Genomic DNA, 17,203 nt, shown 5'->3' on the forward strand with positions numbered 1-17,203 from the left:
GCTCGCCCGCCTCGTCAGTGGACCCTCACGAACCCCCACATCCCCTGCGTGACGGCCCAGCGGAAGGCGCCGCTGCGGTAGGCGTGGTCGCCCGGGTGGCCCGCCGCCATGGCGATGTCGTGAACGACATCCGCGGTGAGGCCCGAGAGGCCGCCGATCTGCGGCGAGGTGCCGCCCAGCCACGGCCCCATCGCCCACTGCTGCCCGTGGGCGGTGAACGTGTGGTTCCTGGGCTTGTCGCACGCTCCGACGAGCCGGAGCCACAGCGTGTCGCCCTGCCGGGCCTCCCACATGGGTGTCGGCGGGATGTCGTGGAGCCGGGTCCGCGGATGGACCGGACGGCACCGGTAGTTGATGCCCTTCTGGCCGGCGTCCTCGGGGTCGTCGCCGGGCTCGACGTCCGCGACGGGTGAGGTCAGGTCGCCGTACGCGTAGTGCCGAAGGCCGTCCTGCCAGAAGAGCACCTGCTCGTTCGCGGACTCGCCGTGCTCGCCGTGAGGGCGGCGCACGGTCGTCCGCGTGCCCGTCCAGTCGTCGGGCACCCACCCCTCGGGCTCGACGACGAGCGCGCCGACGAGGCCGTGGTGCCGGTGGTTGCGGATGTCGGCCATGTCGTGGAGGAAGCAGACCTGCCCCACGCCCTTGCCGAGCTCCGGGTCCGCGTACCACCAGTAGCAGCGCCAGTTCTGCCGGTCGTGCCCGTGGCCGTCATGGTCGGCGACCGCGCCGTCGTCGGGTCCGTGCCCGTGGTCGTCCTCGAGCGGCAGAGGCCGCACGGTCGAGTCACGGTTGGCGCCGACGTGGGCGCCGTCGTCGGCCACGACGTCGTACCGCAGCAGCGCGGGGTGCAGCGAGACGCGGGGGCTGACCGTGCGCCGGTTCTCGTCGAGGGGCAGCGCCGGAGGGTGTGGCTCCGGGCCGAAGCGGGGGAGCAGCGGGTCCTCGTAGCGCCCCGTCCAGCCGTCCCGCGCCTCGAAGCCGTCGCGGGGCAGCCTCACCTCGTTGACGAGGCAGACCCGCACCCATTCGCCGGGCCGGCACCGGAGGACCAAGGGCTCGGGCGCGTCGTCCGGGGGCTCCGGTCCGACGCGCCAGTCGCCCTCGACCCACGGGTGCGCCACGGGCTCGGCACCGCGCTCACGGACCTCCGGCGGCGCGAACGGTGAGCCCGTCCCGTCGGCGTCCTCCCGCTCGTCCTCCCGCTCGTCCCCCCGCGTGGTCTCACCGTGGGCGAGCACCTCGTACACGAGACCGTAGGGGTCGGTGAGCCGCCGGCCGTCGTACTCGTGCTCGACGCGTCGGGCGCGAACGGTGAACCAGCGGTACCGCTCCCCGGGGCCAGGACGCTCCAACGGCTCCGACAGGGCCTCGTCCGTGTCGAGGCGTGGGAGTGCGGAGCCGGGCACGAGGACGCGGACGAGGCCCCAGCACCCCAGCCACAGGTCGTCCATCGCGCTGAAGCGCCAGAGGTGGTCACCCACGCCGTACGGCGACGTCCCGTCCCCGTTGACGTCGAGGGTGAAGGCCTCGGAGATGCCGAGCGTCTGCTGGTTGACCAGCGTCGATGCGGTCTTCTGCCACTCACGTCGCCACCGCAGGCCGTGGGTGACGAAGCTGTGCTGCTCCTCGTGACTCCCCTGGATGAGGCGGATCCGCAGCCGCTCACCGGGGTAGGTCGGGATGATCGGGGTCTCGGGGTCGCGCAGCCAGGAGGAGCGCGTCAGCTCGCCGGCGTGGCCGGGTTCCGGCCGGTCCGCACGACGTCGACGTCCGTGGTCGGTGGCAAACCAGGCGGACGGATCCGGACCGCGCGCCGTGAGGGGCGCACAGCGATGGTTGACGGCCATCGTGCCCGGGTCGTCGTCGCCACCGAGCTCGCCCGGCGGGTTCAGCGGGCGTTCCTCGCGGTCGTAGAGCGGGACGAAGTCGCCCATGCCGAGGCAGGCCTCGCGGAAGGCGCCGATCGCGCTCTCGCGGCGAGGGGTCACCACGGCGCTCGTCCCGCTCCAGGCGACCCCGCCGGGACTGTTCCCGAGGGCGCTCTCGTCGAACTCGTCGTCCCCGTCGTCCACCTCGTCCGCCCTCGGGAGGGCGCGGACCAGCGGGGGACCGGGTGCCCAGGTGGCGCCGGGCGGCTCCGCGATCAGCGCGGCGAAGAGGCCCCGCTTCTGGCGGTAGTTCGCCAGCAGGTGGTCGTGGAAGAAGCAGGGCCCGAACTCCTCGTCGACCACCCACCGGTGGAGGCTCACGTTGGCGGGCAGGGGGACGTCGCCCACGCCCGGCACCGCCTCGCGGCAGCTCGCTCCGGAGAGGTAGTTCCAGCCGGTGGAGGAGCCGTCGGCCGCGAGCACGTCGAACTTCACGAGGTGGACGTGCAGGCCGCACTCGACGGGCAGCTGGGTCAGGTCGAAGTGGTCGGCGCCGATCGTGCCGAGCTCGTTGTGCAGGCGGAGCTCGACGACGTCGCCGTGGTTCGCCCGGACGAAGAACGGCTCGCGAGGATCGCGATCGACCGGCAGCGGGTGCTCCGTGCGCCGACCGTTCACGACCGTGCTGACGCCGCGCAGCGCGTAGAAGTGGCCGTGGTGATCGTGCCAGCCGATGCGGTTGTAGGTGATCTGCTCCTCGGCGACGTCCACGTCGTAGGAGATGACGCGATTCGCGGCCGGGACGCCCGCCGTGGCGTTCCATGTGCGTGCTTGTGTGTCGAGGGCGACGAAGGGCGCGCCCGGTCGCTGGGCGGCGCCCGGTGCGAAGGCCGCCGTCTCGGCGGCCGAGGCGGGCGGGAGCTCGAGGAGCCGGCGTCGCCCTCCGACCTGACCCGGGGCGGCGGCCGGGGGCGGCGGAGCCTTCTGCGGGACGGCCGCGTCGACGAACCACGGGAAGCCGACGCGGCGTCCGGCCGGGAGGGGGAAGGCGGGGTGGCCGGGACGCGGTGCGTCCTCCGGCCCGCGCCCGGGCAGCGGCTTCAGCGCAGGGCAGGGCGTGCCGTCGGGAAGGGGCGTCGCGCCGTCCACGACCGTGTCGAAGCTGCGCCACAGCCCCCACATGCCGTGGTGGAAGTGGGGGTAGAGGTGGCAGTGCCAGATGATGTCGCCGAACGAGTGCTGGCGGCTGCCGGACCCGTAGAGCGGGTCGATCGTGAACCCGGCCTGGGGACCGATGGAGATGGAGTCGAGCAGCTGCGAGCCGCGCTCCGCGCCCGGGCGCCACGCGCTCGGGGCGGCGGTGTCGGTCGGGATCGCATGCCACTGGTGGACGTGCAGGTGGAAGACGTGGGTCTCCTTGACGCCGGCATGCACCAGCCGCACCCGGCAGGGGTCGCCGCGGTAGGCCCGCAGGATCGGTGTCGCGGGGTCGCCGAAGAGCCAGGAGCTGTGGTGCTGCTCCTCGCCGGCCACCCGCTCGATCCACGTGCCGTCGGAGCGCCGCCCGATCCAGAACTCCTCGGCGAGCGTGTGGGGGTCGATCGCGCGCTTCACCGCCCGCAGGTCGTGGGGACTCGAGGAGGGCGTCGTGCCGGGGATCGCCGCGCTGCCGGTCCTCCGGGTCTGGTCCGCGTACTCCCGCATCCGGTGCGGGAGGCGGTTCGGCATCGGCTCGGCGCGATACGACAGCGGCATCACGGTGTGCTCGCCGCCTCCGATGTGCAGCGCGCTGTGCACCTCGGGCTCGTCGTGGATGAAGATCGTGAACTCGCGGTGCGGGCGCCAGCGCTCGCCGTCGGTCGCGAGGTCGACGTACTCCTCGGTGGCGGCCTGACCGCTCCTCCGGTGGATGTCCACGTCGAGGGCGCAGCCCAGGTCGGAGTCGGTGACGTCGTCGCCGGTCACCGGGTCGTGCCAGGTGGCCTGCTCGGGCTCGACGAGCAGCACGCCGAAGAGGCCGTGGGCGTTCGTCCCGTCCTGGGTGCCGCGGACGTCGGCGAGGTCGTTGAGCGGCCACACGCCCTCGGTGTCAGCCTTCCACCGGTAGGTGATCGTCCGACCTGTCGCTGCCGTCGTGTCGGGGTTGGCGCCCACGTGTGCGCCGTCGGCCTCGCGCACGCCGCCGACGAGCCCGGCGCCCTGACGGTGGAGGCCCACCCGCCGTCCCCGCACCTCGTTCCGGAGGGTCACCTCGACCGTCTCCCCGGCGCGGGCGCGCAGGACGAGTGGACGTGCCGCCGGGAGTGGGCGCAGGGGGTTGACGCGGTTGTACGAGGTCGCCCGCGCACCGACGGAGGGGATGACGTCGTTGAGGGCGAGCTGCTCGAGCTGCGGCCGGGTGAGGCCGGTCTCCCGCAGGAGCCGGGGAAGCTCGCCGAGCCACTCCTTGTGGATGCCGGCAAGGCGCTGCGCGATCGCGTCCTCGAGGACGGAACGGGCGGACCCCCACCGCCAGCGCCAGCGCCGGCGGACCTCCGGATCACGGTGGACCTCGTCGATCTCGCCGCCGGTGAGCTCGTCGAGGATCGACGTCAGCTCGTTCACCGTCGTCCGGTAGTGCTGCTCGATCTCGCGGCGTCCGGGCCGGATGGACGGGTCGGGGGCCTCCTCGGCCGCGTCGGCGGCGATCACCTCGCCGCGATGCACCAGGAGGTCGGCGTGGGCGGCGAGCGTGGTCCGCAGGAGCCGCTCCATCTCCTCGTAGCGGTCGAGGCCGTCGAGCAGCATGGTGATCAGCTGCCGCCGCCGGTGCGCCTCGGGGAGCCACTCATCGTCGCGCCGCCACTGGTCGCGCACCCAGCGCAGGAGCGGGACGACGCTGCTCGGCGCGTAGAGCAGACCGTTGCGGTCGTGGTCGCCGTCGTGGGTGTAGACGATCGGGAACTCGAGCGCCGTGACGTCGTAGGAGCGGACGGACATGGGGGCCTCCGACGGGTACGGCGTCAGGCGCCGAGGAGCGGGTGGACCAGAGCGGGTGGAAGGAAGCCGGCGAGCAGCGCCGTGCCGAGCAGGAGGAGGACGACGCCGGTGGTCCGGGCGATCACGTGCGCCCTGGGGACGAGGCGTTCGGCCGCCATGACGGCGGTCAGCACGACCATCACGGGCAGCGCGAGCGCCCCCGTGCCGAGGCAGAGGAGCATCAGCGCCCAGCAGCAGCCGACGCAGGAGACGCCGTAGGCGCTCGCCACCGTGGCGGCGTCGAGTGTCGGACTGCGACGCCCCCAGAAACGCAGGGCGAACCATCGCGGCGTCCGGCAGGCGGTCAGGCAGGCGTTCTTGACCGGGGTGAACTGGTAGGCGCCGGCGAGGACCACGAGGCCTCCGGCGACCCGCAGGTGCGTCGCGGGCGCGACCGAGCCGGAGAGCACGGTCTCGATCACGAAGCCGCCGGTGACGAGCACGACCCCCACGGCGAGCCACACCCCGACGAACGCGGCGAGGGCCACGGCGAGACGCCACGCCACGTGGCCTCGTCGGCTCAGCAGCGCCCGGAGCAGACCGACGAGGGGAAGGGCGGGCGGCAGCATCATCGCCAGGACCATGAGCGCCCACCCCGCGAGGGTCGTCAGCAGGGCGGCGACGTCCGCGGGCGCGTCGGCGTGGTGCGCGTGCGGTGTCCCGCCGGTATGGCTGACGACGACCCCGACCCAGGCGGCCGCGGCGACACCGAGCACGGCCGTGGTGACGGAGGGCGTCGGGGCCCGGCGAGTCCGGCGTGGGGCCAGGACCGACATCGGACGTCCGCCTGTCAGCCGGAGGCGCTGTTGCGCGGATGGCGGTAGTGGAACTCGCCGCACATCCCCGACCGCGCCCGTGCCTCGATGTACCCGCCGCCGCGCAGGGCTGGGACCGCGAGGCTGATCGACTCACTGCGCTGGGCCACGGATTCGTTCTTGATCTGCAGCTCGTGATGAAGTGCTGAATGGTTCAGGGTGAGTGGGTGCGACTCTTCCTCGAACGTGATCGGCGTGCCCTCGGCGTGCACCGTCGCGCACTCGTCGTTGCCCACCCTGACGGTCCAGGAACCATTCTTCTGTTCGATCGTGATGGGCTGATCGAAAATTGTCTCGAGGACGATGCCGTTGACGGTCGACAGAGCGGCGAGGGGATCCTCGCGGGCGGCGAGGCCCTCCTCGTCGGGGGCGAACGCGGCTTCCAGGACCCGCTGCTGTGCGGCTTCATCGGCGTCGACGTGCAGGACCGTCGTGGCGCCGCGATCGCGCCGCCCGCTTCCGTGGCTGGTGACGGCGACGACCCTGGTGCCCGCCACCCCGACACCGTCGATCTCGCCGCGGGTCAGGTCCCAGGCGACGAGGCCCGTGCAATGGCCTTCGTCCGGCTGGTCGTCGACCCAGCACGGGCACAGTTCGAAACAGTCGCAGGCCTCGATGAAAAGACCCTCGAAATCGTAGTTCACGCGTCGACCCCCCGGAGCCGATCGGACAATGCCTGACCGTCGACGACGTGACGATTGTGGCGCGCGGGAAGTGAGTGGTTCCAGGCGCCGATCGGGGGACTATTCCGAGAATTGCCAGATCAATGTCGCATCGCGTACGCGATCTGTTTCCGCGCGTGACGGGCCCTCACCGGGACCGCTTGTTCGGGCACGCATCGGACAGGTCGTCGCGGACACACGAAAGGGCACCTCCGCTCGAGGGATCGAGCGGAGGTGCCCTCGGTCGGGACGGGCCGGGCTACGCCACCACGCTCACTCTCCTCGCAGCGACTCGCCCTTCTCGGCCTTCTCCACCAGCGAGGCCGGCGGCTGGAAGCGGTCGCCGTAGGCCTTGGCGAGGATGCGGGCACGCTCGACGAACCCGGGCAGGCCGCCGGGGTAGCCGTCGATGTACTGGGCCACGCCGCCGGTCCAGGCCGGGAAGCCGATACCCATGATCGAGCCGATGTTCGCGTCGGCGATGGTGTGCAGGACACCCTCGTCGAAGCACTTCACGGTCTCGAGGGCCTCGGCGAAGAGCATGCGCTCCTGCATGTCCTCGAAGGGCAGGTCGCCCCGGGCCGCACCGAACTCCTCGGACAGACCCTGCCACAGGCGCGTGCGCTTGCCCGACTCGTCGTACTCGTAGAACCCGGCGCCCGACGAGCGGCCCTTGCGGCCGAGCTCGACCATACGGTCGATGATCGCCTCGGAGGGGTGCGGCGTCCACGTGCCGCCGGCCTCCTCCACGCCGCGGCGGGTCTCCTGACGGATCTTCTGCGGCAGCGTGAGCGTCAGCTCGTCCATCAGCTGCAGCGGCGGCGCCGGGTAGCCGGCCTGCGACCCGGCCTGCTCGATCGACGACGGCGCCGCGCCCTCGCCGAGCATGGCCACGGCCTCGTTGATGAACGTGCCGATGACCCGGCTGGTGAAGAACCCGCGGCTGTCGGAGACGACGATCGGGGTCTTCTTGATCTGCAGCGCGATGTCGATCGCCTTGGCCAGCGTGGCGTCGCTGGTCCTCTCGCCGCGGATGATCTCCAGGAGGGGCATCTTGTCGACCGGCGAGAAGAAGTGCAGCCCGACGAAGTCCTCGGGCCGGTCGACGCCCTCGGCGAGGCCCGTGATCGGCAGCGTCGAGGTGTTCGAGCCCAGCACGGCGTCGGGCGCGAGGTGCGGCATGATCTCGGCGAAGACCTGCTTCTTGAGGTCCGGGCTCTCGAAGACGGCCTCGATGACGAGGTCGGCGCCCGCGGCGGCCGAGGCGTCGGCGGTCGGGGTGATACGCGCGAGCACCTCGTCGGCCTTCTCCTGGCTCTGCTTCCCGCGCGAGACGGCCTTGTCCAGGAGCTTCTGCGAGTACGCCTTGCCCTTCTCGGCGTTCTCACTGCTGACGTCCTTGAGCACGACCTCCAGGCCCGCCATCGCGCAGGAGTAGGCGATGCCCGCGCCCATCATCCCGGCGCCGAGGACGACCACCTTGCGGGCCGTGTGCTTCTCGTACCCGTCGGGGCGCGACGCGCCCTTGTTGATGGCCTGCAGGTCGAAGAAGAAGGCGCGCGTCATGTTCGTCGACACCTGCCCGCAGGCGAGGTCGGCGAAGTAGCGCGACTCGATCTGCGCGGCGTTGTCGATGTCGACCTGCGAGCCCTCGACCGCGGCGCACATGATGTTGTACGGCGCCGGCATCGGGGCGTTCTTGAGCTGCTTGCGCAGGTTGGCCGGGAACGCGGGGAGGTTGGCGGCGAACTTCGGCGTCGACGGCGTGCCGCCGGGGATCTTGTAGCCCTTCTCGTCCCACGGCTGCACGGCCTCGGGGTTGTCCTTCACCCACTGCTTCGCGCGCGTGACGAGCTCGTCGGGGGTGTCGACGACCTCGTGCACGAGACCGGCCTCGAGCGCGGCCCTCGGGTTGCGCTGCTGGCCCTGCAGCAGCACGTTCATCAGGCCGTCGGCCAGGCCGAGCAGGCGCACGACGCGCACGACGCCGCCACCGCCGGGCAGCAGGCCGAGGGTCACCTCGGGGAGCCCGATCTTCGAGCCCTTCGCGTCGAGGGCGATGCGGTGGTGGCAGGCCAGCGCGATCTCGAGCCCGCCGCCGAGGGCGGCGCCGTTGACGGCGGCGACGACCGGCCGGCCCAGGGTCTCGAGCCGCCGCAGCAGCCTCTTGATCCCCTGCGTCTGGTCGAAGACCTTCTGCGCGTCGGCGCGGGTGTACTTGACGAGGTCGTCGAGGTTGCCGCCGGCGAAGAACGTCTTCTTCGCCGAGGTCAGCACGACGCCGGTGATCGAGTCCTTCTCGCTCTCGAGGCGGTCCAGCGTGGCGGCGAGGTCGTCGCCGAAGCGCTGGTTCATCGTGTTGGCCGAAGCGTCGGGGTCGTCCATCGTCAGGGTGACGATGCCGTCGCCGTCGGCCTCCCACCGGAACATGTTGTCGGACACTGCTGTGATCGCTCCTACGGTCTGGTCGGTGTCGTTCCGGGGAGCGTCAGACGCGCTCGATGATGGTGGCGACGCCCATGCCGCCGCCGATGCACAGCGTGACCAGCGCGCGACGCAGGTCGCGGCGCTCGAGCTCGTCGAGGACGGTGCCCAGGATCATCGCGCCGGTGGCGCCCAGCGGGTGGCCCAGCGCGATGGCGCCGCCGGCGACGTTGGTGCGCTCGTGCGGGAAGCCCAGGTCGCGCATCAGCTTCATCGGCACGGCGGCGAACGCCTCGTTGATCTCGAGGAGATCGATGTCGGCGGTGGTCATGCCGGCCTTGGCCAGGACCTTCTCGCACGCCGGCGTCGGGCCGGTCAGCATGATCGTCGGGTCGGCGCCGGAGACGGCGGTGGCGACGACGCGCCCGCGCGGGGTGAGGCCGTTCTGCCTGCCGGCCTCCTCGGTGCCGAGCAGCACCAGGGCGGCGCCGTCGACGATGCCGGAGCTGTTGCCCGCGTGGTGGACGTGGTCGATCTTCTCGACCCAGTGGTACTTCTGGAGCGCGACCGCGTCGAAGCCGCCCATGTCGCCGATGCCGGCGAACGAGGGCTTGAGCCCGCCGAGGCTCTCCATGGTGGTCTCGCGGACGTGCTCGTCGTGGTCGAGCACCACCAGGCCGTTGCGGTCGACCACCGGGACGATCGAGCGGTCGAACGCCCCGTCGGCCTGCGACTTCGCGGCGCGGGTCTGCGACTCGACCGCGTAGGCGTCGACGTCCTCGCGGCTGAAGCCCTCGAGGGTGGCGATGAGGTCGGCCCCGATGCCCTGCGGCACGAACGAGGTCTTGAAGTTCGTCTCCGGGTCCATCGCCCAGGCGCCGCCGTCGGAGGCCATGGGGACGCGGGACATCGACTCGACGCCGCCGGCGAGGATGAGGTCCTCCCAGCCGGAGCGCACGCGCTGCGAGGCCTGGTTGACGGCCTCGAGCCCGGAGGCGCAGAAGCGGTTGAGCTGGACGCCGCCGACGTGGTCGGGCAGGCCCGCCGCGATGGCCGCGGTCTTGGCGATGTCGCCGCCCTGGTCGCCGATGGGCGTCACGCAGCCGAGGACGACGTCCTCGATGCGGTCGGGGTCCAGGGAGGGGTTGCGCTTGCGCAGCTCGTCGATCAGGCCGACGACCAGCGACACCGGCTTGGTCGCGTGCAGCGACCCGCTCGCCTTGCCCCGGCCGCGCGGGGTGCGGAGGGCGTCGTAGATGAATGCCTCGGACGCAGAGGAGGTCACGGGTGGGGGTCCCTTCGCGCGGGTGTGAGCCGACTGCTCTCAACAGTCATGATGGACTGTTTCGCCCACGTGTCAACGTGCGCCCGACCTCGGCGTTACTCCCCGGTAGCGTGCGCGGAGTGTCGTTGACACGCTGCCAACGAGCGGTGAGGCTGTGGCCCGTGGGTGAGCCGGACTACGACGTGCTGGTGGTGGGCTCTACCACCGCCTGCACGGGCACCCGGGCGTCCACGTCGTCGACGGCTCGACGATCCCGGCCAACCTGGGCGTGAACCCGTCACTGACGATCACCGCGCTCGCCGAGCGGGCGATGTCGCTGTGGCCCAACCGCGGCGAGCCCGATCCGCGGCCCGCGCCCGGCGAGCCCTACCGGCGCCTCGACCCCGTCGCGCCGCACCGCCCCGCGGTGCCCGCGGACGCCCCGGCCGCCCTGCGGACCGCGAGGACGATCGACCTGCCGGACCCGAGGATCGGAGCGCGCACGTGACCACCTACCCGCCCGAGCCCTGGACGCTCGCCGGTCGGATGGACCTGTCGACGTTCCTCGTGCCCCCCGAGGAGCTGCCCGCCGCGACCTGGCCCGACGGCTGGCGCCCGCTCGTCATCGGCGGGCGCACGCCCGTCGGTGCCGCGTGGGTCGACTACGCCGAGGGCGGCATGCTGAGCTACCACGAGCTGCTCGTCGCGGTCGCCGGTCGCGTGGGCGCCCGCGTGCGCCCGCACGTCGTCGCCATCTGGGTGGACAGCCCGGCCTCGCGGGACGGCGGGCGGGAGCTGTGGGGCATCCCCAAGGACCTGGCGACGTTCGCCGGCCTCGCCGAGGGCCGGCCCGCGATGACCCTCGAGGGCGCCGACCGGCCCGCCGCGAGCGCGGTGCTGACCCGCGGCGCCCGCCTGCCCGGGCGCCCGCGCGTGCGGTTCACGCTGGCCCAGGACCGCGACGGCGCGCGGATCGAGAGCCCGGTGGCGAGCCGCAACGGGCTCGGGCTGCTGCACGCGGACTGGACGTTCGACCCCGACGGGCCCCTGCGCTTCCTCGCCGGCCGCCGCCCCGTGCTCTCGGCGACCCTGCACGACTTCGCCATGCTCTTCGGCATGACGCCGCACGACCGCGCGATCGACGAGCAATGCGGCTTTGCTGGCACCAGACGCCAGGATCGCCACATCCTCGGTGCGGCGACACGCCGATGAGCGCCCCGGTCCGGGGCCGGCGCCTCGATCCCGACGCGCGGCGCGAGGAGATCGTCGCCGGCGCGTTGCGGCTGTTCGCCGAGCACCCGTACGCCGCGGTCTCGACCACCGACCTCGCCCGCGAGGCCGGCGTCGCCCGCGGGCTCATCAACCACTACTTCGGCACCAAGCGCGCGCTCTACCTCGAGGTGGTGCGCCGGCTGACGACGATCCCCGAGGTCGCGGTCTCCGAGCTCCCCCCGGGCACCGTGGACGTGCGCGCCGGCGCGGCGGTCGACTGGTTCCTCGACGCCGTCGAGCGGCACCGCGGGCTGTGGCTCTCGGTGGGCACCGGCGCGGCCGGCGACATCGACGTCGACGCGATCCTGGCCGAGGCCGACGAGATCGCCGCCGACCGCGTGCTCGCCGCCCTCGCGCCCGACGCGCCCGACGACCCCTACCGCGCGCGGGTCCGGTCGTTCTTCGGTCTCGTGCGCTCCGCGTCCCGGGAGTGGTTGGTGCGCGGCACGCTCGACCGCGCCGGCACGCGGGCGCTCCTCGTCGACGTGCTCCTGAGCGTGCTGCGCCGCGACAGTCAGGTTTGACCGTCCGCGTTCGCGACGGCACGATCGCAGGGCACCGCACGGCACGGGGGAGGGAGGCGTCAGCGTGAGCACCCGTTCGGCCGCCGAGCCGGAGCGGCGGTCCCGCGAGCAGCGGACCTCCGACAGCCGCACCCGCATCCTCGATGCGGCGGTCGCGTGCCTCGTCGAGTCGGGCTACGCCGGTACGACGACGCTGACCATCCAGAACCGCGCCGGGGTCTCGCGGGGGCGGCTGCTGCACCACTTCCCGTCGAAGGAGAACCTCCTCGTCGCCGCGGCGCAGCACCTCGCGACCAGCCGGTTCGCCGAGGACGGCCTCGCGCACGCCGACCTGCCCGACGCCGACGTCGACCCCGGCACCCGTCTCGACCGCGCCGTCGAGGTCATGTGGTGGACCTACCAGCAGGCCTACTTCTGGGCCTCGGTCGAGCTGTGGACCGCGGCGCGGACCGACCCGGCGCTGGCGTCGGCCCTGCTGCCCGCCGAGCGGCGCCTGGGCGCGGCGATCCGCCAGACCGTCGACGCGTTCTTCGAGGACTACGCCGAGCCCCAGCGCGCCGCGCTGCTGCGCGAGACGCTGCTGACCAGCATGCGCGGGGTCGCGCTGACCTACGGCTTCGATCCCCGCGACCCGCAGACGGACCCGCACCTCGCGCAGTGGAAGCAGCTCGCGCGGGTGCTGCTCATGCCCGAGGGCGGGTCCGACGCGTAGGGCGCGCAGCAGGGGGGCTCACCTGCAGCGGGCTCACAGCAGCGACTTCAGCGTCTCCAGCGACGACTTCACCGCGTCGTGGTCGGGGTCCAGCGGCTGGATGTTGAGCTGCGTGACCCCGGCCGCGGCGAACTCGCGGACCTGCTCGGCGACCTCGTCCTCGCTGCCGATGAGCGACACGGCGTGCACCAGCTCCTCGGGCACCTTCTCGGCCGCCTCCTCCTTGCGGCCCGCGAGGTAGAGGTCCTGGATCTCCGACGCCTCGTCGGCGAAGCCGTAGCGGGCGGCGAGCCGGGCGTAGAAGTTCTGGTCCTTCGCGCCCATCCCCCCGACGTAGAGCGCGAGCTGCGGGCGGACGTGCTCGCGCAGCTCGCCCGCCCCGGGGCCGACCGCGAACGGCACGTTGACCGAGATCTGCAGCTCGCCCAGCGACGGGTCCCGCTTGGCATTGCCGGCCTCCAGCGACGGGCCCCAGACCTCGTGCGCCTTGCCCGGGTGGAACCAGATCGGCTCCCAGATCTCCGCCAGCTCGGCGGCGGTCTCGACGTTCTTCGGCCCGAGCGCCGCGAGCATGACCGGGATCTGTGCGCGCACCGGGTGATTGATGATCTTCAGTGGCTTGCCCAGGCCCGTGCCCTGGTCGGCGGGCAGCGGCACCGTGTAGTACTTGCCCGCGTACTCGAGCCGCTCCCGGCGCCAGATCTTGCGGCAGATCTCCACGATCTCCCGCGTGCGCCCCACCGGGGCGTCGTAGCGCACGCCGTGGAAGCCCTCGATGACCTGCGGCCCCGAGGCGCCCATGCCGAGGACGAAGCGCCCGTCCGACACGTGGTCGAGGCCGGCCGCGGTCATCGCCGTCAGCGACGGCGTCCGCGTGTAGATCTGGACTATGCCGGACTCGATCTGCACCCGCGAGGTGCGCGCCGCGAGGTAGCCGAGCTGGCTGACCGCGTCGAAGCTGTACAGCTCGGCGACGCTGACGGCGTCGAGCCCGATCTCCTCGAGCTCGACGAGCTTCTCGACGGTCTCGCGGAACCCGCCCTGCGCGTAGGCGAGACCCATGCCCACCCGCATCGCGCTCATCCGAGCACCACGCGACCGATGATCTCCTTCATGATCTCGGTCGTGCCGCCGTAGATCGTCTGGACGCGGGTGTCGAGGTACGCCTTGGCCACCGGGTACTCCTTCATGTACCCGTAGCCACCGTGCAGCTGGAGGCACGAGTCGATGACCTCCTTGGCCGTCTCGCTGGCCCAGTACTTGGCCATCGAGGCGTCGGCCGGCCCGAGCTTGCCCTCGCCGAGCTCGGTGATGCAGCGGTCGACGAACTGCCGGGTGACGGCAAGCTTGGTCGCCATCTCGGCGACGGAGAACCGGACGGTCTGGAGCTTCGCGATCGGCTTGCCGAACGCCGTGCGCTCCTTGACATAGGTGATCGTCTCCTCGAGGACCTTCTCGGCGCCGGCGATGGCCGCCACGGCGATGGACAGGCGCTCGCGGGGCAGGTTCTGCATCAGGTAGATGAAGCCCTTGCCCTCTTCGCCGAGGAGGTTCGACGCGGGCACGCGGACGTCGGTGAACGACAGCTCCGCGGTGTCCTGGGCCGACATGCCGATCTTCTCGAGGTTGCGGCCGCGCTCGAAGCCCGGGGTGTCGCGCTCGACGACGATGAGGCTGAAGCCGTGGGCCCCGGCGTCGGGGTCGGTCTTGCAGACCACGATCACCAGGTCGCTCATGATGCCGTTGGTGATGAAGGTCTTCTGACCGTTGATCACCCACTCGTCGCCGTCGCGCACCGCGCGGGTCTGTATGCCCTGCAGGTCCGAGCCGGTGCCGGGCTCGGTCATGGCGATCGCCGAGATCATCTCGCCGGTGCAGAAGCGCGGCAGCCAGCGCTGCTTCTGCTCGTCGGTGGTCAGCTCGATGAGGTAGGGCGCCACCACGTCGTTGTGCAGCGTGAAGCCGAGCCCGCTGGTGCCGGCGCGCGCGACCTCCTCGGTGACGATCCACTGGAAGCGCAGATCGGGCGTCCCGCCGCCGCCGTACTCCTCGGGGGCGTCCATGGCCAGCAGGCCGGTCTTGCCCGCGGCCAGCCAGACCTCGCGGCTGACGTGGCCCTGCTTCTCCCACTCGGGGTGGTGCGGGACCGCCTCCTTCTCCAGGAAGTCCCGGACCATCTGCCGGAAGTCGGTGTGCTCGTCGGAGAAGATCGTGCGCTCCACCGGGTGGCCCCTCCTCGTGGGGACGTGCTCGTGCAGGTGAGGACCAGCGTGGCCGCACCGGCCGGTAACAGTCAACCCTGACTCTTCCGTGCTTCCGTATGAGTGGTTACGGTCTCGTCGTCCCTGTGGTCCGCATCACCACAGGTCCCCGATCAGGCCCCCGTGGAGGTCCCCGTGCCGTTCCGGCTCACCGACGTCGTCCGCCAGCACGTCCGTGACGACCCCCGGGACCCCGACCTGGTGGCGATGACGTTCGAGGGTGGGAACACGACGTACGCCGAGCTCGACCGCCGTGCCGGTCTCGCGGGTCGGGCGATGGCCGCCGAGGGTCTGGGCGCCGGGGCGCGGGTGGTGTGGCTCGGCAAGAACCGGCCCGAGTTCTTCGACCTGCTCTTCGGCGCTCCCCGCGTGCGCGGCGCCACCGCCCCGCTCAACAACCGGCTCACCCCGGACGAGCTGCTCGCGATCATCGAGGACTCCGCCGCGCCGCTGGTCGTGCTCGGGCCCGACTTCGCCGAGATGCGCGACGACGTCGACAAGATCGACGCGGTCCGGCGGGTGCTGGTGATCGGCGACGACTACGAGTCGTGGCTGACCGCGTCCGACGAGGTGCTCGACCCGCCCGACGACGCCGAGGACGACGACTGCGTCCTGCAGCTCTACACGTCGGGCACGACGGGCCTGCCCAAGGGCGTCGTGCTGGCCCACACCCAGTTCGCGGCGCTGCTCTCGGTCGGCGACCACTGGGGCTTCGACACCGAGTCGGTCGGCCTCGTCGCGATGCCGCTGTTCCACATCGGCGGGTCGGGCTTCGCGCTGGTCTGTATGTCCTTCGGGGCCCGCGTGGTGCTCGTCGCCGACATCGTGCCCGACCAGCTGCTGGCGACGATGGCCGACGAGGGCGTCACCAACGCCTTCCTCGTGCCCGCGGTGCTGCAGTTCCTCGTGCAGGTGCCCGGTGCCGCCGACCGCGACTGGTCGAAGCTGCGCGCCATCGCCTACGGCGCCTCGCCGATCACGAGCGCGGTGCTGGGCCGCGTGCTGCAGACGTTCCGGGCGCCGCTGTTCCAGGTCTACGGGTCGACCGAGACGACGGGTGCGATCACCCAGCTCGACCCGGAGGACCACGACCCGGACGGGCCGCGCGCCCACCTCATGCGCTCGGCCGGCAAGGCCTACCCGTGGGTCGAGCTCAAGACCGTCGACCCGGCGACCGGCGACGACGCCCCGCCCGGCGAGGTCGGCGAGGTCTGGATCCGCTCGAGCCAGGTGACGCCGGGCTACTGGGGGCGTCCCGAGGAGAGCGCGCAGGTGCTCACCGACGGCTGGTTCCACACGGGGGACGCGGGCTACCTCGACTCCGACGGCTACCTCTTCCTCACCGACCGCATCAAGGACATGATCGTCACCGGTGCCGAGAACGTGTACCCCATCGAGGTCGAGAACGTCATCTCCGGACACCCGGACGTCGCCGACGTCGCGGTCATCGGCGTCCCCGACGAGCGGTGGGGCGAGTCGGTCAAGGCCGTCGTCGTGCCGCGCGAGGGCGCCGACATCGACAGCGACGCGTTCCTCGACTGGTGCAAGGAGCGCATGGCCGGCTTCAAGCGCCCGCGCTCGGTCGACGTGATCGACGCCCTCCCGCGCAACCCCAGCGGGAAGATCCTCAAGAAGGACCTCCGCAAGCCCTACTGGGAGAACGCCGAAGGCCGGCAGATCGGCTAGACGGAGCGGGCGTTGAGCACCTCCGCAGCGACGGTCACCGTGGAGGGCGTGCACTCGTTCTCGTGGCCCACCTACGGCGCGTTCGCCGCCTTCGCGTTGCTGCTCGTCATCGCGCCGGGGCCCGACTTCGCGGTCGTCGTGAAGAACGCCCTCGTCGGAGGCCGGCGCTATGGACGGTGGACAAGCGTGGGGGTGACGGCGAGCAACGCCGTGCAGGGCACCGCGGCGGCGCTCGGCGTCGGCGCGCTCATCGTGGCGTCACAGCCGCTGTTCGAGGCCGTCCGCTGGGCCGGCGTCGTCTACCTCTGCTGGCTCGGCGTCCAGGCGCTGCGTTCCGCGTGGCGAGGACCGGCGGCGGTCCCGGAGGACGGGGAGCCGGTCGGCGACGTCGCGAGTCGCTGGGTGCGTTGGCGGCAGGGTTTCCTGTCCAACATCACCAACCCCAAGGTGCTGGTGTTCTACCTGTCGGTCCTGCCCCAGTTCCTGCAGCCCGGGTCGTCGGTCGTGCATGGTCTCGCGCTCGCGTACACGCACGCGGCGATGAGCCTGGCGTGGCTGTTCCTGCTCGTGGCGACGCTGCACACCCTGCGCGCGTGGCTCGCGCGCCGCCGGGTTCGCCGGAGCCTCGACACCCTGACCGGCGTGGCGCTGTTCGGATTCGCGGGACGGCTCGCCACGGACAGCCACTGAGGACGGC

Annotated in this window: 12 protein-coding genes and 1 pseudogene; 6 read left to right on the top strand and 7 right to left on the bottom strand. The window is 72.1% G+C overall.

The window, feature by feature from the left end:
- Positions 1-14: 14 nt before the first annotated feature.
- From C8D89_RS12405 to C8D89_RS12425, 5 genes are all read right to left on the bottom strand, one after another.
- Positions 15-4,847: a multicopper oxidase domain-containing protein gene (locus C8D89_RS12405; protein ID WP_116708415.1), complete on the bottom strand. Its 4,833-nt coding sequence runs from the start codon at positions 4,845-4,847 to the stop codon at positions 15-17.
- Positions 4,848-4,870: 23 nt separating this feature from the next.
- On the bottom strand, positions 4,871-5,662 hold the full coding sequence (locus tag C8D89_RS12410) for a DUF2182 domain-containing protein (protein ID WP_116708416.1): 792 nt from the start codon (positions 5,660-5,662) through the stop codon (positions 4,871-4,873).
- Positions 5,663-5,676: 14 nt separating this feature from the next.
- The gene (locus C8D89_RS12415; protein WP_165825675.1) at positions 5,677-6,345 is read right to left on the bottom strand and encodes a DUF1326 domain-containing protein; all 669 of its coding nucleotides are present in this window, start codon (positions 6,343-6,345) and stop codon (positions 5,677-5,679) included.
- Between the two features lie 291 nt (positions 6,346-6,636).
- A complete protein-coding gene (locus C8D89_RS12420; RefSeq protein ID WP_116708541.1) occupies positions 6,637-8,793 on the bottom strand; it encodes a 3-hydroxyacyl-CoA dehydrogenase NAD-binding domain-containing protein in 2,157 nt (718 codons plus the stop codon).
- Between the two features lie 58 nt (positions 8,794-8,851).
- A complete protein-coding gene (locus C8D89_RS12425; protein ID WP_116708418.1) occupies positions 8,852-10,072 on the bottom strand; it encodes an acetyl-CoA C-acetyltransferase in 1,221 nt (406 codons plus the stop codon).
- A 199-nt stretch (positions 10,073-10,271) separates the two neighbouring features.
- Here C8D89_RS12425 and C8D89_RS12430 point away from each other — a divergent pair.
- The 4 genes and pseudogenes from C8D89_RS12430 to C8D89_RS12445 all read left to right on the top strand — a co-directional run.
- A pseudogene (locus C8D89_RS12430) lies at positions 10,272-10,559 on the top strand (GMC oxidoreductase); the annotation flags it as partial.
- Complete coding sequence (locus C8D89_RS12435; RefSeq protein ID WP_207787190.1) at positions 10,556-11,263, top strand: acetoacetate decarboxylase family protein; 708 nt, start codon at positions 10,556-10,558, stop codon at positions 11,261-11,263. The pseudogene C8D89_RS12430 and the gene C8D89_RS12435, both read left to right, overlap by 4 nt.
- On the top strand, positions 11,260-11,847 hold the full coding sequence (locus tag C8D89_RS12440) for a TetR/AcrR family transcriptional regulator (protein ID WP_116708419.1): 588 nt from the start codon (positions 11,260-11,262) through the stop codon (positions 11,845-11,847). Before C8D89_RS12435 ends, C8D89_RS12440 begins: the two co-directional genes overlap by 4 nt.
- A 64-nt stretch (positions 11,848-11,911) precedes the next feature.
- Positions 11,912-12,559 carry a TetR/AcrR family transcriptional regulator gene (locus C8D89_RS12445; RefSeq protein ID WP_116708420.1) on the top strand — a complete coding sequence of 216 codons (648 nt, stop codon included), beginning with the start codon at positions 11,912-11,914 and terminating at the stop codon, positions 12,557-12,559.
- A gap of 33 nt (positions 12,560-12,592) precedes the next feature.
- Here C8D89_RS12445 and C8D89_RS12450 read toward each other — a convergent pair whose 3' ends face one another.
- Positions 12,593-13,633, bottom strand: coding sequence for an LLM class F420-dependent oxidoreductase (locus C8D89_RS12450; RefSeq protein WP_116708543.1), 1,041 nt, complete (start codon positions 13,631-13,633; stop codon positions 12,593-12,595).
- Between the two features lie 5 nt (positions 13,634-13,638).
- On the bottom strand, positions 13,639-14,781 hold the full coding sequence (locus C8D89_RS12455) for an acyl-CoA dehydrogenase family protein (RefSeq protein WP_116708421.1): 1,143 nt from the start codon (positions 14,779-14,781) through the stop codon (positions 13,639-13,641).
- A 162-nt stretch (positions 14,782-14,943) separates the two neighbouring features.
- Here C8D89_RS12455 and C8D89_RS12460 point away from each other — a divergent pair, with 162 nt between their 5' ends.
- Together C8D89_RS12460 and C8D89_RS12465 are read left to right on the top strand one after the other, a co-directional pair.
- Complete coding sequence (locus C8D89_RS12460) at positions 14,944-16,506, top strand: long-chain-fatty-acid--CoA ligase (protein WP_243418046.1); 1,563 nt, start codon at positions 14,944-14,946, stop codon at positions 16,504-16,506.
- Between the two features lie 12 nt (positions 16,507-16,518).
- A complete protein-coding gene (locus C8D89_RS12465; protein ID WP_243418047.1) occupies positions 16,519-17,196 on the top strand; it encodes a LysE family translocator in 678 nt (225 codons plus the stop codon).
- Positions 17,197-17,203: the final 7 nt, after the last annotated feature.

The organism is Actinomycetospora cinnamomea (genome assembly GCF_003096675.1).
Lineage (GTDB): Bacteria > Actinomycetota > Actinomycetes > Mycobacteriales > Pseudonocardiaceae > Actinomycetospora > Actinomycetospora cinnamomea.

Bases quoted from the DNA above. Each gene is read 5' to 3' on its own strand.
- C8D89_RS12405 (WP_116708415.1), bottom strand. From the start codon at position 4,847: ATGTCCGTCCGCTCCTACGACGTCACGGCGCTCGAGTTCCCGATCGTC.
- C8D89_RS12410 (WP_116708416.1), bottom strand. From the start codon at position 5,662: ATGTCGGTCCTGGCCCCACGCCGGACTCGCCGGGCCCCGACGCCCTCC.
- C8D89_RS12420 (WP_116708541.1), bottom strand. From the start codon at position 8,793: ATGTTCCGGTGGGAGGCCGACGGCGACGGCATCGTCACCCTGACGATG.
- C8D89_RS12440 (WP_116708419.1), top strand. From the start codon at position 11,260: ATGAGCGCCCCGGTCCGGGGCCGGCGCCTCGATCCCGACGCGCGGCGC.
- C8D89_RS12450 (WP_116708543.1), bottom strand. From the start codon at position 13,633: ATGCGGGTGGGCATGGGTCTCGCCTACGCGCAGGGCGGGTTCCGCGAG.